Annotated in this window: 20 protein-coding genes; 12 read left to right on the top strand and 8 right to left on the bottom strand. The window is 67.8% G+C overall.

Going from position 1 to position 21,612, the window contains the following annotated elements:
• The first annotated feature begins 5 nt into the window (after window positions 1-5).
• Complete coding sequence (locus DA1_RS03550; protein ID WP_034390105.1) at window positions 6-998, top strand: Bug family tripartite tricarboxylate transporter substrate binding protein; 993 nt, start codon at window positions 6-8, stop codon at window positions 996-998.
• Window positions 998-2,206 (top strand): CaiB/BaiF CoA transferase family protein, encoded by a 1,209-nt coding sequence (locus DA1_RS03545; RefSeq protein ID WP_034390103.1) that lies wholly within the window; start codon window positions 998-1,000, stop codon window positions 2,204-2,206. The genes DA1_RS03550 and DA1_RS03545 overlap by 1 nt, the downstream gene beginning before the upstream one ends.
• A gap of 28 nt (window positions 2,207-2,234) precedes the next feature.
• Here the strand turns inward: DA1_RS03545 and DA1_RS03540 are convergent, their stop codons facing one another.
• Complete coding sequence (locus tag DA1_RS03540; protein ID WP_012203091.1) at window positions 2,235-2,963, bottom strand: Crp/Fnr family transcriptional regulator; 729 nt, start codon at window positions 2,961-2,963, stop codon at window positions 2,235-2,237.
• Window positions 2,964-3,282: 319 nt separating this feature from the next.
• On the opposite strand from DA1_RS03540, the gene DA1_RS03535 reads away from it, so the two are divergent.
• From DA1_RS03535 to DA1_RS03500, 8 genes are all read left to right on the top strand, one after another.
• Complete coding sequence (locus DA1_RS03535) at window positions 3,283-5,220, top strand: AMP-dependent synthetase/ligase (protein ID WP_034390102.1); 1,938 nt, start codon at window positions 3,283-3,285, stop codon at window positions 5,218-5,220.
• Between the two features lie 14 nt (window positions 5,221-5,234).
• Window positions 5,235-6,020, top strand: a complete 786-nt coding sequence (locus tag DA1_RS03530) for an ABC transporter ATP-binding protein (protein WP_013804350.1) — start codon at window positions 5,235-5,237, stop codon at window positions 6,018-6,020.
• Window positions 6,021-6,030: 10 nt separating this feature from the next.
• Complete coding sequence (locus tag DA1_RS03525) at window positions 6,031-6,960, top strand: branched-chain amino acid ABC transporter permease (protein WP_016446594.1); 930 nt, start codon at window positions 6,031-6,033, stop codon at window positions 6,958-6,960.
• 21 nt (window positions 6,961-6,981) lie between these two features.
• Window positions 6,982-8,046 (top strand): branched-chain amino acid ABC transporter permease, encoded by a 1,065-nt coding sequence (locus DA1_RS03520; RefSeq protein ID WP_012203087.1) that lies wholly within the window; start codon window positions 6,982-6,984, stop codon window positions 8,044-8,046.
• Between the two features lie 79 nt (window positions 8,047-8,125).
• Window positions 8,126-9,442 carry an ABC transporter substrate-binding protein gene (locus DA1_RS03515; RefSeq protein WP_013804351.1) on the top strand — a complete coding sequence of 439 codons (1,317 nt, stop codon included), beginning with the start codon at window positions 8,126-8,128 and terminating at the stop codon, window positions 9,440-9,442.
• Between the two features lie 174 nt (window positions 9,443-9,616).
• The gene (locus DA1_RS03510; protein ID WP_016446597.1) at window positions 9,617-10,450 is read left to right on the top strand and encodes an ABC transporter ATP-binding protein; all 834 of its coding nucleotides are present in this window, start codon (window positions 9,617-9,619) and stop codon (window positions 10,448-10,450) included.
• Between the two features lie 198 nt (window positions 10,451-10,648).
• Window positions 10,649-11,896: a phenylacetate--CoA ligase family protein gene (locus DA1_RS03505; protein WP_034390101.1), complete on the top strand. Its 1,248-nt coding sequence runs from the start codon at window positions 10,649-10,651 to the stop codon at window positions 11,894-11,896.
• Between the two features lie 242 nt (window positions 11,897-12,138).
• Entirely contained in the window at window positions 12,139-13,128 is a 990-nt protein-coding gene (locus tag DA1_RS03500) for a tripartite tricarboxylate transporter substrate-binding protein (RefSeq protein WP_034390099.1), read from the top strand.
• Window positions 13,129-13,236: 108 nt separating this feature from the next.
• On the opposite strand, the gene DA1_RS03495 is transcribed toward DA1_RS03500, so the two are convergent.
• The gene (locus DA1_RS03495) at window positions 13,237-13,752 is read right to left on the bottom strand and encodes a hypothetical protein (protein ID WP_034390096.1); all 516 of its coding nucleotides are present in this window, start codon (window positions 13,750-13,752) and stop codon (window positions 13,237-13,239) included.
• Between the two features lie 64 nt (window positions 13,753-13,816).
• A complete protein-coding gene (locus DA1_RS03490; RefSeq protein ID WP_034390094.1) occupies window positions 13,817-14,701 on the bottom strand; it encodes a LysR family transcriptional regulator in 885 nt (294 codons plus the stop codon).
• 148 nt (window positions 14,702-14,849) lie between these two features.
• On the opposite strand from DA1_RS03490, the gene DA1_RS03485 reads away from it, so the two are divergent.
• A complete protein-coding gene (locus tag DA1_RS03485; protein ID WP_034390091.1) occupies window positions 14,850-15,833 on the top strand; it encodes an aldo/keto reductase in 984 nt (327 codons plus the stop codon).
• Window positions 15,834-15,854: 21 nt separating this feature from the next.
• Here DA1_RS03485 and DA1_RS03480 read toward each other — a convergent pair whose 3' ends face one another.
• The 3 genes from DA1_RS03480 to DA1_RS03470 are packed head-to-tail and all read right to left on the bottom strand — an operon-like array spanning window position 15,855 to window position 18,179.
• Window positions 15,855-16,184 carry a DUF1840 domain-containing protein gene (locus tag DA1_RS03480; RefSeq protein ID WP_034390088.1) on the bottom strand — a complete coding sequence of 110 codons (330 nt, stop codon included), beginning with the start codon at window positions 16,182-16,184 and terminating at the stop codon, window positions 15,855-15,857.
• A 33-nt stretch (window positions 16,185-16,217) separates the two neighbouring features.
• Window positions 16,218-17,546, bottom strand: a complete 1,329-nt coding sequence (locus tag DA1_RS03475) for a class I SAM-dependent methyltransferase (RefSeq protein WP_034390086.1) — start codon at window positions 17,544-17,546, stop codon at window positions 16,218-16,220.
• Between the two features lie 24 nt (window positions 17,547-17,570).
• A complete protein-coding gene (locus DA1_RS03470) occupies window positions 17,571-18,179 on the bottom strand; it encodes a hypothetical protein (protein ID WP_034390084.1) in 609 nt (202 codons plus the stop codon).
• A 22-nt stretch (window positions 18,180-18,201) separates the two neighbouring features.
• Between DA1_RS03470 and DA1_RS03465 the strand changes: the two genes are divergently transcribed.
• Window positions 18,202-19,473, top strand: coding sequence for an aminopeptidase (locus DA1_RS03465; RefSeq protein WP_034390082.1), 1,272 nt, complete (start codon window positions 18,202-18,204; stop codon window positions 19,471-19,473).
• On the opposite strand, the gene DA1_RS03460 is transcribed toward DA1_RS03465, so the two are convergent.
• Window positions 19,425-20,852 carry an ATP-binding protein gene (locus DA1_RS03460; protein ID WP_034390079.1) on the bottom strand — a complete coding sequence of 476 codons (1,428 nt, stop codon included), beginning with the start codon at window positions 20,850-20,852 and terminating at the stop codon, window positions 19,425-19,427. The two genes, DA1_RS03465 and DA1_RS03460, sit on opposite strands and share 49 nt — an antisense overlap.
• Window positions 20,845-21,519: a response regulator gene (locus DA1_RS03455; protein ID WP_013804362.1), complete on the bottom strand. Its 675-nt coding sequence runs from the start codon at window positions 21,517-21,519 to the stop codon at window positions 20,845-20,847. The genes DA1_RS03460 and DA1_RS03455 overlap by 8 nt, the downstream gene beginning before the upstream one ends.
• Between the last annotated feature and the right edge of the window lie 93 nt (window positions 21,520-21,612).

Here is a 21,612-nt window from a genome sequence, read left to right as displayed (position 1 = left end):
GCCCCATGACATCCCCCCTCACCCCGAAGCACCTGGCCACCCTGGGCCTGCTGGCTGCGCTGTGTGCCTGCGCGCAGGCGGCCCAGGCGGCACAGGCGGCCCAGGCGACTTTTCCCGATCGGCCCGTGCGCGTGATCGTTCCCTTTCCCGCAGGCGGCAGCACCGACCTCGTGGCCCGGGCGCTGTCGGTGGAACTGGGCCAGGCCCTGGGCCAGCCGGTGGTGGTGGAGAACAAGCCGGGCGCGGGCAGCCTGGTCGGCTCGGAACTCGTGGCCCGCGCCGCGCCCGATGGCTACACCCTGCTCATGGCAGGGCTGAGCAATGTCTTCCTGCCCCATGTGCACGCCAACCTCAAGTGGAATCCGCTGACCGACTACGAGTACATCGGCCTGGTGGCGGACCTGCCCAACGTCATCGCCGTCAACGCCAAGACCCCCTACCGCACGCTGGCCGAATTGGTGGCGGCCGACAAGGCCAGGCCCGGCACGCTGTCCTTCGGCTCAGCCGGCACGGCCACGCCCTCGCACCTGGTCTGCGAGATGGTCAACCACCGGCTCGGCACCAAGATGCAGCACCTGCCCTACAAGGGCAACGCCCCGGCCGTGAACGACCTCATGGCCGGCCACATCCCGGTGATGTGCAACAACCTGGGCGGCACCCTGCCCTACATGCAGGGCGGGCAGATCCGCATCCTGGCGCAGACCGGCAAGAGCCGCTCGCCCGCAGCGCCCGACATTCCCACCTTTGCCGAGCTGGGCGTGACCGGCCTGGACACCGGCCTGTGGGTGGGCCTGGCCGCGCCCAAGGGCACGCCGAAGCAGATCGTGGCCACGCTCAACCAGGCGCTGGCCAAGGCCTTGCCCGAGACACGCGACAAGCTGGCGCGCCTGGGTGCCACGCCGCTGCCCACGCAGACGGCGGACTTCCACAAGCGCGTGGCCGAAGACCGCCGCGCCTGGGAGCCCGTGCTGAAGAACGTGGACCTGAAAGGCAACTGATGCAGCGCCAAGGCTATCCGCTGGAGGGTGTACGCATCCTCGACATGGCCACGGTGCTGGCCGCCCCCTTCTCGGCCACCCTGTGCGGCGACCTGGGCGCCGACGTCGTCAAGCTGGAGCTGCCCGACGGCGGCGACACGCTGCGCAGCCTGGCCCCCGTGCACGACGGCCACGCCGTGTTCTGGAAAACCGCCAACCGGGGCAAGCAGGGCATCTCGCTCGATGTGCGCAAGGCCGAAGGCCGCACGCTGTTCCTGCGGCTGATCGAGGATTTCGACGTGCTCGTGGAGAACTTCCGCACCGGCACGCTGGACCGCTGGGGGCTGGACCTGGCCACCTTGCATGCCCGCAACCCGCGCCTCATCGTGCTGCGCCTGACGGGCTTCGGCCAGACCGGCCCCTATGCGCGCCGGCCGGGCTTTGCGCGCATCTTCGAGGCCATGAGCGGCTTCGCCCACCTCACGGGCGAGGCGGACGGCCCGCCCCAGCACATGAACTACCCGCTGGGCGATGCCGTGGCCGGCCTGTTCGGCGCCTTCTCCATCGCGGCCGCACTGGCCGAGCGCAACGCGCAGCCGCCCGGCGAACAGCGCGGCGTGGAGATCGACCTGTCGGCCACCGAAGCCATGCTGCGCCTGCTGGACCCTCTGGCGGCCGAGTACCAGCTGGGCGGACAGGCACGCAGCCGCACGGGATCGTGCGCGGGCTACACGGCGCCCTCCAACGTCTACCGCACGCGCGACGGCGCCTGGCTCACCGTGGTCGCCACGGGCGACACCATCTTCACGCGCCTGTGCCAGGCCATGGACCGCGCCGACCTGGCCGCCGACCCGCGCTTTGCGGACAACGCCGCGCGCATACGCCACCTGCAGGCACTGGATGCGCAAATCGTGCAATGGTGCGCAGGCCTGGACTGCGCCCAGGCCATGGCCGCGCTGGCCGCGCACGACATTCCGTTCAGCAAGGTCTGCTCGGCCGAGGACGCGCTGCAGGACCCGCATTTCGCGGCACGCGGCAGCTTCATCACCCTGCCCGACCCCGACCTGGGCCCCCTCACCGCCCCCGCGCCCGTGCCACGCTTCACGGGCCGCCAGGCCCCTTCGCCCCGCAGCGGCCCGGCCACCGGCCAGGACAATGCACGCATCTATGCGGCGTTGGGGCTGGATGCGCAGCAGCAGGAGAGGCTGCGGGGCGAAGGCGTGATCTGAGGCCGCAAGTGGGTGGCAGCGGGCGGCGTCAGGCCGCCCGCCGCGCCGCCGCAAACAGCCCGCTGCGCAGCGCTTCCAGGTCGAGCACGCGCAGGCCGCCGTACTCCACGACGATGGCGTTTTCGCGCTGCAGCACGGACAGCGCCTCGTTGACGCGCTGGCGCGACAGGCCCACCAGGTAGGCCAGCTCCTGCTGGGTGATGCGCAGCACCTCGCCCACGCCCGGGTACAGCAGCGGGTGAAAGAGCGCGGCCAGGCTGCGGGCCACGCGCAGGTCGGGGTTGGTGAGGCGGTCGATTTCGCGGGCCGAGATGAACTGGCCCAGGCGCTCGTTGAGCTGGCTCATGACGAAGCGGTTGAAGCCGATGGAATGGTCCAGCAGCCAGTGGAAGGTCTCGATCGGCAGGCCGCCGACCACGCTGCGGCGTATGGCCTGCACGTTGTAGCGGTAGGGCTCGCGCTTGACGGCCGTGCCTTCGCCGAACCAGCCGCCCGGGGGCAGGCCGGCCAGGGTCATGCTGGCGCCATCGGCGCCGTCGGTGTTCATCTTGAGCAGGCCTTCGACCACGCCGAACCAGTAGGTGGGCGCGCGGCCGGTGCGGCAGACATAGTCGCCGGGCTGGGCGTCGCCGACGACCAGCGCCTTCTGGGCCCGTTCGCGCTCGGCGGGCTGGAGGACGGCCAGCCAGGGAATGCCTTCGAGTTCCTCGGGCCGGGGCGCGCGGCGGCGCTGGTGCAGTGACAGTTCTTGGCTCATGGAGTCGCGGCGAGGGTGCGCGGATCAATCATCAAAACCTCCCAAGCATTGCCCGAGCCCGGTGGCTGGCGTGAGCGGGATTTCCAGAAGGACCGCGGCACGCGCACATTCCCGGATGCGCAAGCCCCCAAGCGGGACATGAGACCGTTTTGGCACCTTTTGTTACGGCGCGTTTTCCCGATGATGAGTTTCCCGCGGATTGTCGTCAAACAGACACCACGGCGTCAAAGCCAGTCCTAGGATGCAGTCCAAGCCGGTAGGTCACAGCCTGGGCATCTGCACCATGCGGCCACCATTCACGAACATCCAAGGACATGGAATGACGACCACGTTCCCGCACCTGCTGCTCCAGCATGCCGCCCAGCGCCCCCAGGCGCCGGCGCTGCGCGAGAAGGAATACGGCATCTGGCAGACCTGGAGCTGGAGCGAGGCCGCCGAGACCGTGCGCCATATGGCCTGCGGCCTGGCGGCGCTGGGCCTGGCACGCGGCCAGAATCTGGCCTTCATCAGCGACAACCGGCCCCATGTCTACATGGGCTTCATTGCCGTGCAGGCGCTGGGCGGCGTACCGATCCCGCTGTACCAGGATGCCGTGGCCGCCGAGATGCGCTTCGTCATCGAGGATGCCGAGATCGACTTCGCCTTTGCCGAGAACCAGGAGCAGGTCGACAAGCTGCTGGAGGTGCGAGAGAGCGTCTCCGGCCTCGGCCACATCATCTATGACGACCCGCGCGGCCTGCGCCACTACGACCAGCCCGGGCTGATCAGCACCGAGGCGCTGCTGCAAAAGGGCAAGGAGTGGGATGCCGCACACCCGGGCGCCTGGGATGCGATGCTGGCCGCGCTGTCGCCCGACGATGTCTCGGTCATCCTCTACACCTCGGGCACGACGGGCAAGCCCAAGGGCGTGTGCCAGACGCACCGCAGCTTTGGCGAGTCGGCACGCGGCGGCGTGCAGGTGGACCGCCTGGGCCCCGGCGACAACGTGATCTCCTACCTGCCTCCGGCCTGGGTGGGCGACCATCTGTTCTCCTTCGCGCAGTGGCTGGTGGCGGGCTTCACCATCAACTGCCCGGAGTCGGCCTCGACCGTGTCCATCGACCTGCGCGAGATCGGCCCCAGCTACTACTTCGCGCCACCGCGCATCTTCGAAGGCATGCTGACCTCGGTGTCCATCCGCATGGAGGATGCCGCGCCCTTCAAGCAATGGATGTACGGCCGCGCCATGGCCGTGGCGCGCCGCGTGGGCTCGGACATCCTGGACGGCAAGAAGGTGGGCACGCTGGACCGCCTGAAGTACGCGCTGGGCGACCTGTGCATCTACGGGCCGCTGCGCAATGCCATGGGCCTGTCGCGCATCCGCGTGGCCTATACGGCGGGTGCGGCCATCGGGCCCGAGCTGTTCCGCTTCTTCCGCTCCATCGGCATCAACCTCAAGCAGCTCTACGGCCAGACCGAGACCTGCGCCTATGTATGCATACAGCGCGACGGGCAGGTGGAGCTGAGCAGCGTGGGCCAGGCCGCACCGGGCATCGAGCTGAAGATCGCCGACAACGGCGAGGTGCTGCTCAAGGGCGTGTCCGTGCTCAAGGAGTACTACAAGCGCCCCGACGCCACGGCCGAGGTGGTGGATGCCGACGGCTGGTTCCACACGGGCGATGCCGGCGTGATCGACGCCAGCGGCCAGCTGCGCATCATCGACCGCGCCAAGGACGTGGGCAAGACCAGCCGGGGCGCCATGTTCGCGCCCAACTACATCGAGAACAAGCTCAAGTTCTTCCCACAGATCAAGGAGGCCGTGTGCTTCGGCCACGGCCGCGACCAGGTCTGCGCCTTCATCAACATCGACTACGAGGCCGTGGGCAACTGGGCCGAGCGCCAGGGCCTGCCCTATGGCGGCTATGTGGACCTGGCATCGAAGGCCAAGGTGCTGGAGATGGTGGCCGACTGCGTGGCCCAGGTGAACGCCGACCTGGCCGCCGAGGCCGGCATGGCCGACACGCAGGTGGCACGCTTCCTGGTGCTGCACAAGGAGCTGGACCCCGACGACGACGAGCTGACCCGCACGCGCAAGGTGCGCCGCGGCTTCATTGCCGACAAGTACGGCGTGCTGGTCGATGCGCTGTACACGGGCAAACGTGAGCAGTTCATCGAGACCCAGGTCAAGTTCGAGGACGGCCGCACCGGCAGCGTCAGCGCCACGCTGTCCATCATCGATGCCAAAACCCATTCGGTGGCCGCCACCGCCAGGGCCTGACCGGAGCCGCTGACATGACCCACAAGAAGATCGGCGATGTCATCCTCGACATCAAGAACATCAGCCTGCGCTTCGGCGGGGTGAAGGCGCTGACGGACATCTCGTTCGATGTGCGCGAGCACGAGATCCGCTCCATCATCGGCCCCAACGGCGCGGGCAAGAGCTCCATGCTCAACTGCATCAACGGCGTGTACACGCCGTCCGAGGGATCGATCACCTTCCGGGGCAAGACCTTCAGCCACATGAACAGCCGCCAGGTGGCCGAGATGGGCGTGGCGCGCACCTTCCAGAACCTGGCGCTGTTCAAGGGCATGAGCGTGATCGACAACATCATGACCGGCCGCAACCTGCAGATCAAAAGCGGCATCCTGATGCAGGCCCTGCGCCTGGGCCCGGCCCAGCGCGAGGAGATCCGCCACCGCGAGTTCGTCGAGCACATCATCGACTTCCTGGAGATCCAGGCCTATCGCAAGACCCCCGTGGGCCAGTTGCCCTACGGCCTGCAAAAGCGCGTGGACCTGGGCCGCGCCCTGGCCATGCAGCCGCAGGTGCTGCTGTTGGACGAGCCCATGGCCGGCATGAACGTGGAGGAAAAGCAGGACATGTGCCGCTTCATCCTCGATGTCAACGACGAGTTCGGCTCCACCATCGTGCTGATCGAGCACGACATGGGCGTGGTCATGGACATCAGCGACCGCGTCGTGGTGCTGGACTACGGCAAGAAGATCGGTGACGGCGCACCCGACGAGGTGCGCCAGAACGAAGACGTGATCCGCGCTTACCTTGGCACCAGCCACTGAGGGGACTGACATGGGATTTTTTCTGGAAACCTTGTTCGGCGGCCTCATGGTGGGCACGCTGTACGCGCTGATCGCCATCGGCTTCGTGCTGATCTTCAAGGCCTCGGGCGTGTTCAACTTCGCCCAGGGCGCGATGGTGCTGTTCTCGGCCTTGGCCATGGCGCGCTTTTCCGAGTGGATTCCGAAGTGGATCGGCATGGAGCCGGGCTGGTTCACCAACCTGCTGGCCATCTGCGTGTCGCTGGCCATCATGGTGGTCGTGGCCTGGGTGATCGAGCGGCTGGCACTGCGCCACCTGGTCAACCAGGAGCCCATCACGCTCTTGATGGCCACGCTGGGCATCGCCTACCTGCTCGACGGACTGGGCCCGATGATCTTCGGCAGCGCCGTCTACAGCATCAACGTGGGCATGCCCAAGGACCCCATGTTCATCCTCGACGGCCTGTTCGAGGGCGGCGTGCTGCTGAGCCAGGAAGACCTGTATGCGGCCTGCATCGCCGCGCTGCTGGTGGCCGCGCTCAGCGTGTTCTTCCAGAAGACCAAGACCGGCCGCGCGCTGCGCGCCGTGGCCGACGACCACCAGGCGGCCCAGTCCATCGGCATTCCGCTGTCGCGCATCTGGGTCATCGTCTGGTCGGTGGCCGGCGGCGTGGCCCTGGTGGTGGGCATCATCTGGGGCTCCAAGCTGGGCGTGCAGTACTCGCTGTCGCTGGTGGCCCTGAAGGCCCTGCCCGTGGTGATCCTGGGCGGCCTGACCTCGCTGCCCGGCGCCATCATCGGCGGCCTGATCATCGGCGTGGGCGAGAAGCTCTCCGAGGTCTACCTCGGCCCCATGGTCGGCGGCGGCATCGAGACCTGGTTCGCCTACGGCCTTGCCCTGTGCTTCCTGCTCGTGCGGCCCCAGGGGCTGTTCGGCGACAAAATCATTGATCGCGTTTGACCGTTACGGAGAACTTGCACCATGTTTTATCGTGAGAACGGTCAATTCAAGACGACCTACGCATCCGACCAGCAGATCTTCGGCGTCGCCCAGGACCGCTGGGCCATCGTGGCGCTGCTGGCCGTCGCCTTCCTGGTGATTCCCTTCAGCGTCAGCGACTACACCTTCCAGGCCGTGCTGATCCCCTTCCTGATCATGTCGCTGGCGGCGCTGGGGCTGAACATCCTGGTCGGCTACTGCGGCCAGATCTCTCTGGGCACCGGCGCCTTCATGGCCGTGGGCGCCTACGCGGCCTACAACCTGCAGGTGCGCTTCGAGGGCATGCCGCTGCTGGTGGCCCTGATCGGCGGCGGCGTGCTGGCCATGGTCTTCGGCGTGATCTTCGGCCTGCCCAGCCTGCGCATCCGGGGCCTGTACCTGGCCGTGGCCACGCTGGCCGCCCAGTTCTTCGTGGACTGGCTGGCCAGCCGCGCGGCCTGGGTGACGAACAACTCCTCCTCGGGCTCGGTGAGCGCAGGCCCGCTGTCCATCATGGGCTGGAAGATCGACACGCCCATGGAGAAGTACCTGCTGTGCCTGGGCATCCTGTGCGTGCTGGGCCTGGCCGCCAAGAACCTGGTGCGCGGCGCCATCGGCCGCGAGTGGATGGCCATGCGCGACATGGACGTGGCCGCCAGCGTGATCGGCATCCGCCCGACCTACGCCAAGCTCAGCGCCTTTGCCGTGAGCAGCTTCATCGTCGGCGTGGCCGGCGCGCTGTGGGGCTTCGTTCACCTGGGCGCCTGGGAGCCCGCGGCCTTCAGCCTGGACCGCTCGCTGCAGCTGCTGTTCATGATCATCATCGGCGGCCTGGGTTCGGTGGTGGGAAGCATCTTCGGCGCGGCCTTCTTCGTGCTGCTGCCGCTGCTGCTCACCCAGGTGCCGCACTGGATGGGCCTGCCGCTGTCCACGGCCACGGCGACCTACCTGGAGCACATGATCTTCGGTGCGCTGATCGTGTTCTTCCTGATCGTGGAGCCGCATGGCCTGGCAAAACTGTGGGCGACCGCAAGACAAAAACTGCGTGTCTGGCCCTTCCCGCATTGAGTTGATCTGTATCGAGACAGGGCGCCACAGAGTGCCGGATAACCGGGGAATCTTCCCCAGCCAACTAGGAGACAACGTCATGATGTTCAAGAAAGTCGCCATCGCCGCTGCCACGGTCGCTGCTGGAATCGGCGCTCTCGTGGCCGCCCCTGCCGCCCAGGCCCAGGACCAGTTCGTGCCGCTGCTGGTCTACCGCACGGGCCAGTTCGCGCCGCTGGGCATTCCATGGGCCGATGGCAAGCAGGACTACATCAAGCTGGTCAACGCCAAGGGCGGCATCAATGGCGTGAAGATCGCCTACGAGGAATGCGAGACGGCCTACGACACGGCCAAGGGCGTGGAGTGCTATGAGCGCCTGAAGGGCAAGGGCGGCGGCGCGGCCGGGTTCGATCCGCAGTCCACCGGCATCACGTTCGCCGTGACGGACAAGGCGCCCGGCGACAAGATGCCCATCATCACCACGGGCTATGGCCTGTCGCAGTCGGCCGACGGCAAGGTCTTCGAGTGGAACTTCCCGCTGCTGGGCAACTACTGGACAGCGGCCGATTCCATCATCCAGGACATCCTCAAGAAGGAAAAGGGCAGCCTCAAGGGCAAGAAGATCGCCCTGGTCTACCACGACTCGCCCTATGGTAAGGAACCCATTCCGCTGCTGCAAAAACGCGCCGCCAAGGAAGGCTTCGACCTGACCCTGCTGCCCGTGACGGCGCCCGGCGTGGAGCAGAAATCGACCTGGCTGCAGATCCGCCAGCAGCGCCCCGACTACGTGCTGCTGTGGTCGGCCGGCGTGATGACGCCCACGGCCGTGCGCGAGGCGCAGGCCACCGGCTACCCGCGCGAGAAGATGTACGCCATCTGGTGGGCCGGCTCGGACCATGACGTGAAGGACATCGGCGCCGGCGCCAAGGGCTACAACACCGTGACCATCCACAACACGGCCGAGCACGACAAGGTGCACGACGAGGTCAAGGCCATGGTCTACGACAAGGGCCAGGGCACGGCCACCGACGCCAAGGAACTGGGCGCCATGGCCCACACGCGCGGCATGGTGATCTCCATGCTGCAGGTGGAGGCCATCCGCACGGCGCAGGAAAAATACGGCAAGGGCAAGGTCATGACCTCCGAGCAGGTGCGCTGGGGCCTGGAGAACCTGAACCTCACGCAGGAGCGCCTCAACGAGCTGGGCTTCGGCAAGATCATCCGCCCCGTCAAGACCAGCTGCGACAACCACCTGGGCACCGACTGGTCGCGCATCGCCCAGTGGGATGGCGCCAAGTGGAAGGTGGTCTCCGACTGGTACCAGGCCGACAAGTCCATGGTCGAACCGCTGGTCAAGGAGTACGCGGACAAGTACGCCAAGGAAAAGAACGTAAAAGCTAGAACTTGCACCCCCTGAGGCGCTTGCGCGCCTTCCCCCTCTCTCCCCGCTTCGCGGGGGAGGGGGACGACACCCTCGGTGCGCGGCGGCCCTTCCTCGGTGTCCCTGAGTTGGGGCATGCCCCGCGCAGAGATGCTTCGAGAGTTGCGGCCACCGCACTCTGCTTTCGTATCAACGCCCATGGACGACGCCATGACCACCGCACCCACCTCCGCCCCGGCCGCCAGCGATCCGCTGCTCGTGGTCAATGGCATCGAAGTCATCTACAACCATGTGATCCTGGTGCTCAAGGGCGTTTCGCTCCAGGTGCCGCGCGAGAGCATCGTGGCCATTCTGGGCGGCAACGGCGCGGGCAAGACCACGACGCTGCGCGCCATCTCCAACCTGCTCAAGGGCGAGCGCGGCGAGGTGACCAAGGGCACGATCGAGCTGGAGGGCGAGCGCATCGAAAGCCTCACGCCCTCCGAGCTGGTGCAGCGCGGCGTGGTCCAGGTCATGGAGGGGCGGCACTGCTTCGCCCACCTGACCATCGAGGAAAACCTCATGACCGGCAGCTACACGCGCACTGACAAGGGCGAGATAGCGGCCAACCTCGAGAAGGTTTACAACTACTTTCCGCGCTTGAAGACGCGCCGTACCTCGCAGGCCGCCTACACCTCGGGCGGCGAGCAGCAGATGTGCGCCATCGGCCGCGCGCTGATGGCCAATCCGCGCATGGTGCTCCTGGACGAACCTTCGATGGGGCTGGCCCCGCAGATCGTCGAGGAGGTGTTCAACATCGTCCGCGACCTCAACAGCAAGGAAAAGGTCACCTTCCTGCTGGCCGAGCAGAACACCAACATGGCGCTCAAGTACTCGGACTACGGCTACATCATGGAAAGCGGCCGCATCGTCATGGACGGCGCGGCCTCGGACCTGGCCAGCAACGAGGACGTCAAGGAGTTCTACCTGGGCGTGGGCGGCGGCGAGCGGAAAAGCTTCAAGGACGTCAAGAGCTACAAGCGCAGAAAACGCTGGCTGGCTTGAATGCCCCCTGAGTCGCTTCGCGCCTTCCCCCTCTCGCTTCGCGGGGGGGACGACACCCTCGGTGCGGGGCGGCCCTTCCTCGGTGTCTCTCGCCTGGGGCCGCGCCGGGTTCGCAGGCAACGGCGTTGCTGAATTTCTGGAATAAACCACTATCACTGGCCGGACTCCATCTGCCCTTTTCCACATACAGGACTAGCCATGAGTGCCTTCTACGACGCGCTGGAGACGCGCACCCCTGACGAACGCGAAGCGGCGCTGCTGTCCGCCCTGCCCCGGCAGATCGCCCATGCGCAGCAACACTCTGCCGCCTTCGCCCGGATCCTGGCCGGCGTCGATGCCGCGCAGATCACCAGCCGCGAGGCCCTGGCCCGCCTGCCGGTGACGCGCAAGTACGAGCTGCTGCAGCGCCAGGCCGAGCAGCGGCCCGCGCAGATCTTCGGCGGCTTCAACGCCATTGGCCTGGGCCAGCCCATGCCGCGCCTGTTCTGCAGCCCCGGCCCCATCTACGAGCCCGAAAGCCGCCGCCCCGACTACTGGCGCATGGCGCGCGCGCTGCATGCCTCGGGCTTTCGGCCCGGCGAACTGGTGCACAACTGCTTCAGCTACCACTTCGTGCCTGCGGGCTCGATGATGGAAAGCGGCGCCCATGCGCTGGGCTGCACGGTGTTCGCAGGCGGCACGGGCCAGACCGAGCAGCAGGTGCAGGCCATGGCCGACCTGCAGCCCGCAGGCTACGTGGGCACGCCCAGCTTCCTCAAGATCATTGTGGAAAAGTCCCTGGAGATGGGCCTGCCCATCCCCTCCGTGACCAAGGCCATGGTCTCGGGCGAGGCCTTCCCGCCCTCGCTGCGCGACTGGCTGGCCGAGCGCGGCATTGCCGGCTACCAGTGCTACGCCACGGCCGACCTGGGCCTGATCGCCTACGAGACCGAGGCGCGCGAAGGCCTGGTGCTGGACGAGCAGGTCATCGTCGAGATCGTGCGCCCCGGCACGGGCGACCCGGTGGCCCCCGGCGAGGTGGGCGAGCTGGTGATCACCACATTCAACCCCGACTACCCGCTGATCCGCTTCGGCACGGGCGACCTCTCTGCCGTGCTGCCCGGCCAGTGCCCCACGGGCCGCACCAACGCGCGCATCAAGGGCTGGATGGGACGCGCCGACCAGACCACCAAGGTGCGCGGCATGTTCGTGCACCCGGGCCAGATTGCCGACGTCGTGCGCCGCTTTCCGCAGGTGGGGCGGGCAAGGCTGGTGGTCACGGGCGAGATGGCCAATGACCAGATGCAGCTGCTGGTCGAAACCCGCGAAACCTCACCGGGCCTGGCCCAGCAGCTGTCCGATGCGGTGCGCGAAGTGACCAAGCTGCGCGGCGACGTGCAGATGGTGCTGCCGGGCACGCTTCCCAATGACGGCAAGGTGATCGAAGACGCGAGGTCGTACAAGTAGCCACCGAGGCGCGGGGGACAGCGGCCTCGCCGCCGAGCAGCCGTCGCAGACCCTGAAAACATGACGCCTGTCAAGCCTCCAAGGGTTTGCACTAGATCAATGGCAAGGGAATCTGCTGCGGCGCAATAGAAACAATTCTTAAAATTCGTCTCCTCGTGCATTCGGTTTCTTTTGCGTGTTTGCCCTTTAGGGCGAAAACGCATCGCCCCGTATCATTTGCACGCCATTCACCTGGAGACACTATGAAAGCATTGTTCAAGATCGCAGCCATCGCCCTGGCAGCCGGCGCAGCCATTGGCGCTCATGCGCAGGACTATCCTGCCGCAGGCAAGACGATCACCCTCATCGTGCCGTTCACTGCAGGCGGCCCGACCGACAAGGTGGCCCGCGATCTGGCCGAGTCCATGCGCAAGCACCTGAACAATGCCACCATCGTGGTGGACAACGCCGACGGCGCCGGCAGCACCATCGGCACGGCCAAGGCCGCACGTGCCCGTCCTGACGGCTACACGCTGCTGATCAACCACATCGGCATGTCCACGATCCCGTCGCTGTACCGCAAGCTGTCGTTCAACGTGCTCAACGACTTCGAGTACGCCGGCATCATCAACGACGTGCCCATGACGCTGATCGGCCGCCCCAGCCTGCCGGCCAAGAACTTCGCCGAGGTCAAGGACTGGATCGGCAAGAACCAGGGCAAGGTCAACCTGGCCAATGCCGGCATCGGTTCCGCCTCCCACCTGTGCGGCCTGATGCTGCAGTCGGCCATGAAGACCGAAATGACGCCCGTGCCCTACAAGGGCGCTGCGCCGGCCATCGCCGACCTGATCGGCAACCAGGTCGACCTGCTGTGCGACCAGACCACCAACACCACGGGCCAGATCACGGCCAAGAAGGTCCAGGCCTATGCCGTGACCACGCCCAAGCGCCTGGTCATGCCCGCACTGAAGGACCTGCCGACGCTGGCCGAAGTGGGCGTGCCCGACTTCCAGGTCACCATCTGGCACGGCCTGTACGCACCCAAGGGCACGCCGGCCGACATCGTCAAGAAGGTCAACGAGGCCATGAAGGCCGCCCTGAAGGACCCCGAGTTCATCAAGCGCCAGGAAGCCCTGGGCGCCGTGATCGCCAGCGACGGCCGCATCGAGCCCGAAGGCCACAAGAAGTTCGTCCAGGCCGAGATCGAGAAGTGGGGCAAGGTCATCAAGGCAGCCGGCACCTACGCCGACTGATCCCGAGGACCACCACCGCGACGGATCGCCCAGTTGCAACCACGATCAAGCCCGGCTTCGGCCGGGCTTTTTCGTTGGTGGGAGCCGCGCGACAGCAGCGACGCAGGCTCAGGGCGCCGGCCCGCGCAGCGCCATCACGGCTTGCCAGCTGCCGCCGCGCTGGCTTGCGTTGTAGAGGTTGCTCTGCGTGTTGCCGGGACCTTCGTAGTAGCTGCCGCGCATCAGGCATTGCGATCCCGAGGCCGTGCAGTGCACGAGCTCGACACCGAACATCAGCGCCGGCCGGCCGCTGGCCCGGTCCAGCACCTGCTCGCCGCCCTTGCCCACGTCGCAGGCCGAAGCCGGCCGCACATGGCTCTGGCCGCTGAGCAAGGCCAGCGTGCCCGCATCGGGGTCCAGCAGCGCCCAGCCCCGGCCGTTGCCTATGCAGTAGGCCGCCGCCTTGGGGCCGAGGTTGGAGGCGTTGTCCAGAAACAGCAGCGAATACACGGCAGCCGCCGCTCCCGGAGGTGCCTGCGGGCCGGTGGGTGCCTTGGGCCTGTCGGCACAGGCGGCCAGTGCCAGCGCGGCGGCCAGCGCGCCCAGCCAGGGCAGGAATCGGGAGGAATGACGGAGGCGGTGCATGGAAGTCCTTTCTTTCTCGCAATCTGCGTGCGTGTTTAACACGGCGCGCGGCCCCTGCTGCGGCTCAGGCCGGGCCTTCGAGTTCGGCATGCCGCCGCTCGAACAGTTCAATCAGGTGGTCGGCCACGGCCCGCACCCGCCGTGAATGGGCAAGGTCGGCATGCATGGCAAGCCAGATCGGCTGGTCGGCGCCCAGCTGCGGCTCCACGCAGACCAGCCCCGCCTGCCGCGCCAGGAAATGCGGCAGCACGGCCAGGCCCAGGCCGGCCTGGGCCGCGGCCAGCTGCGCGGACAGGGTGTTGGTCTCCAGCCGGCAGGGCCGCCCGCGCAGGGCGCGCGCCATCCAGCGTGCGGCGGGCAGGTGGGCATGGCTGTCGTCCCAGCCGATGAAGGCATCGCCCTCGAACGGGTCCGAGTCGTTGCCGCCTGCGCGGCCTTGCACGTAGCCGGGCGATCCGTACAGGCCGAAGCCCAGCGTGCCCAGGCGCCGTATCGTGAGGTGGCCGGCCTCGGGCTGGGTCATGCGCACGGCCAGGTCGGCGTCGCGCCGGTGCAGGTTCAGCGTCTGCACTCCGCTGACCAGCTGCACGCGCAGACCCGGGTGGCGGGCGAACAGAGGGACCAGCGAGGGCACGATCAGCGGGTTGGCCAGGTTCTCCGCCGTGGCCAGCCGCACCACGCCTGCGACCTGTGCCTGGCTTTGCGCGGCATCGCCCAGGGCCTGGGCCGCCTGCTCCAGCGCCTCGGCAGGGGCCAGCAGTGCCTGGCCGTCGGCGGTGAGCCGATAGCCGCTCTGGTGGCGGCTGAACAGGGGCATGGCCAGCGCAGACTCCAGCCGGTCCAGCCGGCGCGAGACCGTGGCCACGCCAAGCCCCAGCGCGGCCGAGGCACCGCTCAGGCTGCCGGCGCGGGCAATGGCCAGGAAGATGCGGGCGTCGTCCCACTGCAATGGAATGCTCCTTTGTTTTCGGGAATGTTTTTCGGGAATTTTTTCGGGAATGCTTTCCGAAAATGGAAGATCAAAGCGCGATTTTGTCAGTAGGCAAGGCCGCTTCGGAAAACCATACTGGCCCCTTGTTTCAGCAAGAGGATATGCAATGCAACAACGCAAACTTGGCCACGATCTGCAGGTATCCGCCCTGGGCCTGGGCTGCATGGGCATGAGCGAGTTCTATGGCCCGCGCGACGACGCTCTGGCGCTGCAGGCGCTGGACCATGCCGTGGAGGCCGGCATCGATTTCCTGGACACGGCCGATGTCTACGGGCCGCACCACAACGAGGAGCTGATCGGCCGCTTCCTGGCCACGCGCCGCCCGCGCGTGAAGATCGCCACCAAGTTCGGCATCGTGCGCAAGGCCGGGGAGTACCGGCGCAGCATAGACAACAGCGCGCAGTACGCGCGGCAAAGCTGCGAAGACTCGCTGCGGCGCCTGGGCGTGGAGCGCATCGACCTGTACTACGTGCACCGCGTCGATGCCACGCGCCCCATCGAAGAGACCATGCAAGGCCTGGCGCAGCTGGTGCAGGAGGGCAAGATCGCCCGCATCGGCCTGTGCGAGGTCAGCGCAGCCACGCTGCGACGAGCCCATGCCGTGCACCCGGTGGCGGCGGTGCAGACCGAGTATTCGCTGTGGACGCGCGAGGTGGAGGACGAGGTGCTGCCCGCCTGCCGCGAGCTGGGCGTGGGGCTGGTGGCCTATTCGCCGCTGGGGCGCGGCTTTCTCACGGGGCGCTTTCATGGCGGCACGGCCTTCGAGCAGGGCGATTTCCGCGCCAGCCTGCCGCGCTTTCAGCCCGGCAACATCGACACCAACCAGGCCCTGGTGGGTGCCGTATCGGCCCTGGCGCAGCGCAAGGGCAGCACGCCTGCGCAGATCGCCCTGGCCTGGCTGCTGGCCCAGGGGCCGGACGTGGTGCCCATTCCGGGCACCCGACGCATCGCCCATCTGCAGGACAACCTGGGCGCGCTGTCCGTGGCACTGACGCCCGGCGAGCTGGACGAGCTGCGGCGCGCCAGCGACGAGCTGCCCGTGGCCGGGCAGCGCTATACGGAAGAAGGCATGAAGGGCATCAACGCCTGACGTGCCAGCGGGAGGCGCCGGCTACCAGGTGACGTCGCTGTTCTCGGCGGCGCTGCGGCGCAGCATGTCGATCATGGGCGCAGCGCGCTGGCGCAGGCTGACGGCATCGCGTGCGCCCGGTGCGGCATTGTCCTGGTCGCCATCCTGCGCATCCTCTTCCTGGTTGGCCTTGCGGCGGGCGTCGTCGTCGGCGACGGCGGCCTCCAGCGCCTCGATGGCGGCGGGAATCTGCTGCACCGTGATGATGCCGCTGGCGCCGGGCGTCTTGCCGACGATCTCCAGGACCTGGCGGCCGTTGGATTCGAGCATGATGACGTCGGCCGTGGCACGGGACTTGAACTTGTAGAGCATGGCTATCCTTTTTCTGTGTGGCGTGTCATGCACTCAGCGGTACATGTACTCGCGGTTGAAAGCATAGTCCGATTGAGCCCCCACCATGGGTCCCGACTGGAGCCGTCCATCGGGATGCGTGCACAGCATCTGGTGCAGGGCGATCCAGCCGCGCTCGAATCCCATGGCGCAACCCGCCAGATAGAGCCGGTAGGCGCGCAGCACCTTGGCGGCACCTTCGGCATCGGCATGCTGCTCAAGGATACGCTGCGCCTGCGGCAGCCGGGCTTCCAGTGCGTCGGACCAGTTCCACAGCGTGCGTGCGTAGTGGGGCCGCAGGTTCTCCGTGTCCACCATTTCCAGCCCGCTGTGGCCCATGTCGTGCAGCACGCGGCTCACATGCATGAGCTCGCCGCCGGGGAAGATGTAGCGGTCGATGAACTCGCCCATGCCCGCGCCCAGCTCGGTGTTGTCCACGCCGCCCGCCGTGATGCCGTGGATCAGCGCCATGCCGCCAGGGCGCAGCAGGCGGTGCACGGTCTGGAAGTACTCGGGCAGCTGGGCCTGGCCCACATGCTCGAACATGCCCACCGAGCCTATCTTGTCGAAGGGCTGGGCGGGCGCCAGCGCGCGGTAGTCCAGCAGTTGCATGTCCACCTTGCCCTGCAGGCCGCGCTCGGCAATCAGCTGCTGCACGTAGCGGTGCTGGTTGTGCGAGAGCGTGATGCCCGTGGCCGTGACGCCGTAGTGCTCGGCCGCCCACAGCAGCAGCGCGCCCCAGCCCGCGCCGATGTCCAGGAAGCGCTCGCCGGGCCGCAGGTCCAGCTTGCGGCAGATGTGCTCCAGCTTGGCCTCCTGGGCCTGGGCCAGCGTCATCTGCGGATCGCGGAAGTAGGCGCAGGAATAGACGCGGCGCGGGTCCAGCCACAGGCCGTAGAAGTCGTCGGAGATGTCGTAGTGGAACTGGATCTGCTGGGCGTCGCGCGCCAGCGTGTGCGCGGCCATGGAGCGCATGCGGGCCATGGCATGCCCCCACCAGTGCGATGTGCCGCGCACCGGATCGGACTGCAGCAGGCTGGCGGCCACCGCCATCACGTCGCGCATGCGGCCATCGATGCGCACCAGCCCTTCCACGATGGCACCGCCCAGTGTCCCTATCTGCCCGGCCGCCAGGCTGGCCATGGCCGACATGGTCTGGAAATGCAGCACCACCTGCGCATCCGCAGGACCAGCGCGCTGGCCGGACGGCAGGATCACGGCCACGGGGACAGGGAGAGACGCCAGCCGCGCCTCGATGGAGCTCAGCACTTGTGTCATGGCGTTCATTTTTGACAGCAAGCAGCACTGCGTCAATCGCAGCCTGGGCTGTGCATGGCGGGGCATGGCGCCCCACCCGTGGTGCAGTGATCAGGCGATCAGCTGCCTGTAGTCGCGCCGTGTCTGATCCGTCACCGAAGCAAGCACTTGCTCGAAGGGCGTCTTGTGCCGTGCGACCAGCCGCAGGGATGCCACGGCACGCGATTTGCAAAACCAATGACAGGTGTACTGCATGAGCAACAGCTCGGCCGTCATCGTGAAGGCGCGCGCACGGCGTTCGTCCTCGTTGCGGCTGTCGGCCACGCGCACGGAGGCAATGCCGCGCGCATGCAGCTGCATGGCGTCGCGCAGATCGAAGGACGACGAGGGAAAGAGCCGGTCCAGATAGGGCAGCGCCACGGGCAGCGTGCTCACGCGCGTGAGCTGTGGATCGGCCGTGGCCATCTCCTTGGCAAAGCGCTGGAACTGCTCGGTCAGGTTGGCCTCGGTGTTGTCCAGCACGGTCCAGATCTGGGCACGGCGCTGCTCGTCGTTCTCACCCAGGGCGCGCAGATAGCCTTCGATCAGGCCGCCCATCAGCTTCTCGATCTGGAATCGCCCCAGATACTGGGCCAGCAGCAGGGTATGCCGGCGCTGTTGCTGCGTCTTGAGCAGGTAGATTGCGATGAAGACAATGATCGCCAGCGTGAAGAAGTCCATGAAAGCAGCAAGGGAGCCAAGGGTGCGAGAAGGCTTGAGTGTAGTCAGGCGCGGCCTGCCCGCGATTTTGGTGGGCATAGGCCTGCTGCTGGGCGGCTGTGCCAGCCGGGGGGCCGGTGGCGACGGGCTGGGTTATTACTGGCAAAGCCTGCGCGGGCAAATGCACCTGCTGCAGGCCAGCCGCCCGATTGACGACTGGCTGCAGGACGAGAACCTTGCGCCCGCACTGCGCGAGCGCCTGCTGTCGGCCCGGCGCATGCGCGCCTTTGCCGTGGAGCGCCTGGGCCTGCCCGACAACGCCAGCTACCGCCGCTATGCCGATCTGCAGCGGCCGTTTGCCGTATGGAACGTGGTGGCCGCGCCGCCCGACAGCCTGGAGCTGCACCGCTGGTGCTTTCCCGTGGCCGGCTGCGTGGGCTACCGGGGCTACTTTGCCGAGGCCGACGCCATGGCCCAGGCACGGCAACTGGCCGACCAGGGCCTGGAGTCCGGCAGCTACGGCGTGCCCGCCTATTCCACGCTGGGCTACCTGAACTGGCTGGGCGGCGATCCGCTGCTCAACACTTTCATCGGCTGGGGCGAGGGCGAGTTCGCCGGCCTGCTGTTCCACGAACTGGCCCACCAGGTGGTCTATGTGGCCGGCGACACGGCCTTCAACGAATCCTTTGCCACCACCGTGGAGCGCCTGGGCACGCCGCTGTGGCTGGCCACCGAGGCCGGCCCCGCCGCCCGCGCACGCTGGGATGCAGGCCAGCTGCGGCGCGCGCAGTGGCGGGCACTGACCGGCCACACGCGCCAGGCGCTGCAGCAGCTCTACCAGGACCCGCAGCAGCGCGGCCCCGCCATGGCGCAGGCCAAGGCGCAGATCTACCAGCAGTTCCGCAGCGACTACGCCGCGCTGCGCGCGCAATGGCGCAGCGCCGATGCAGCTCTGCTGACCACCGATGCACAGCGCCAGCTCTACGACCGCAACCAGGCGCGGCTGGACCAGTGGGTGGCCGATGCCAACAACGCCAGCTTTGGCGCGCTGGCCGCCTACGACGACTGGGTGCCTGCCTTCACCGCGCTGTGGAAAAAGGCGCAGACCCAGGCGCCGGCCCAGGCCGGCGGCGAGGCCGCCCAGGGCTGGCAGCGTTTCTATGCCGAGGTAGAGAAACTGGCCGCCCTGCCTGCCTTGCAGCGCAACACAAGGCTGTGCGGGCTCATGCCCGCCGATGCGCCCCTGCCGCCTGCCTGCGCCCCGGATCAGGACAGTGCGTCGGTATCCACGGACGGGTCGCATCCCGGCAACTGAATGCGGGCCAGCAGGCCGTTGGAACTGCCGGGCAGCGGCGACTGCAGCTCCAGGCTGCCGCCATGCTGGGCCACGATCATGGACACGATGGACAGGCCCAGGCCGTAGCCCGGCGACGCCAGCTCCCGCACGGTGCCCTGGGGCAGGCGCAGGTCGTCCACATGGCGCACATGGCGCTCGCGCGCGGTGCTCAGCGCCGCCGCATCCATGCCCGGCCCCTCGTCGCGCACCTGGACGGTGCGGCTGTCGCAGACTTCGAGCAGCACCTCCGAGCCATCGCTGTAGCGCAGCGCGTTCTCCACCAGGTTGCGCAAGGCGATGGCCAGCGTGTCCACATCGCCCGCCACCGGCCCGCAGGGCTGCTCGGGCAGCACCACATCCAGCCGCAGCTGGGTGGATTCGTCCTGCTGCCAGAACTCGGAGGCCACCATGCTGGCCAGCGCGTCCAGCCGCACCTCGTCCTGCGCCAGCGCCGAGCCCGAGGCCGCGCGCGACAGCTGCAGCAGCTTTTCCGTGCGCTGGCGCAGCCGCTCCAGCGCCTCATAGGCCGCGCGCACATCGGTGTTGTCCACGCCCCTGTCCAGGGCTGTCTGCAGGCGCAGCGTGGCGACGGCCAGCGGCGTGCGCAGCTCGTGGGCCGCATTGGCAGCCATGGAGCGCTCTACCTGCAGCGCATGCGACAGGCGCTGCATCAGGTGGTTGATGCCCCGGCCCAGCCGCCACAGCTCGCGCGGCATGGCGTCCAGGTCCAGCGGCTCCAGGTTGGAGCCGCCGCGCTCGCTCAGCTGCAGCTGCATGTCGCGCAGCACGCGCAGGCGCCGCCGCGCGGTCACGCGCAGCGCCCAGCCCATGAGGGCGAGCATGACCAGCATCACCGAGCCCAGCGCCAGCAGCGCCCGCTGCAGCGCCTCGCTGCGCTCGACCATGGGATCGGCCAGCATCAGGAACAGCGGCTGCCGGGGATGGGCCACCACATAGATGCGCCAGCCCTCGCGCTCGTAGAAGCCCTCGCGCATGGGCACGGCAAAGGCTGCCACGGGGGCGGCCTGGGTGCGCAGCAGCACGTTGCCGCGGCCGTCCTGCAGCTGGTAGACCAGATCCTCGGCCTCGTCGCCCGGCTGCGAGGCCACATGCGGGCGCTGCACGCCCTCGCGCGAGTGGTCCTCCTGTTCCAGCTGGTGCACGGCCACCTCCAGCAGGCGGTGGCCGCTGTCGATCATTTCCTGGTCGAAGTTGTGGTGCACGATGTGGCTGACATACCATGCCAGCGCCAGCACGCAGGCCAGCCAGACGGCGGCCAGGGCCAGTGTCAGCTCGCGGGCCAGCTGGTCGGCCAGACGGGGCGGCAGCGCCAGGCTGTAGCGCTGCGGCTCATCCATGCTCGAGGGCCAGGCGGTAGCCGGTACCGCGCACGGTCAGGATGCGGTCGCGCCCGAGCTTGCGGCGCAGCCGGCTGATGAACACTTCCAGCGTGTTGCTGTCGGCCTCGGCATCGAAGCCGTAGAGCGCATCGAGCAGATGCTCGCGCGCGTGCACACGCTGCGGCTGGGCCGTGAGCACGCGCAGCAGCGCCCATTCCTTGGGCGTGAGCAGCAGCGTGCGGCCGGCATCGCGCACCATTTCGCGGGCCAGGTCGATCTCCAGCGTGCCCATGCGCAGCACGGCGTCCTGCCCGGCCTGCATGCCGCCGCCGCGCCGGCTCACGGCGCGCAGGCGGGCCAGCAGTTCCTCGGGGTCGTAGGGCTTGACCAGATAGTCGTCGGCACCCGCGTCCAGCCCGCGGATGCGGTCGCTGACCTGGTCGCGCGCCGTCAGCACGATGGTGACGGGAGGCTGCTCCAGCCGGCGCAGCGTAGGCATGAGCGCCAGGCCGTCGCCGTCGGACAGGTGCAGGTCCAGCAGCACGGCCGCGTAGCTGGCACCGGCCAGGCAGGCGCGCGCCTGCGCCAGAGAAGGCACGCTGTCGATCAAAAAGGCCTTGGAGCGCAGATAGCTGCCCACCGCCTGGGCCAGTGCCTCATCGTCTTCGACCAGCAGGATTCGCATGGGAGGTTGGGCCTTCGCACATCAGGATGCGCACCGGATACGGACGGAACAAGCGTGGCGCAAGGGGGGCGGCAGGGGTTCAAGCTGAACGGA

The sequence above is a fragment of the Delftia acidovorans NBRC 14950 genome (assembly GCF_001598795.1).
Classification (GTDB): domain Bacteria; phylum Pseudomonadota; class Gammaproteobacteria; order Burkholderiales; family Burkholderiaceae_C; genus Comamonas; species Comamonas acidovorans.
The sequence above is the reverse complement of the archived record's forward strand: the minus strand, read 5'-3'. Positions and strand labels throughout refer to the sequence as shown.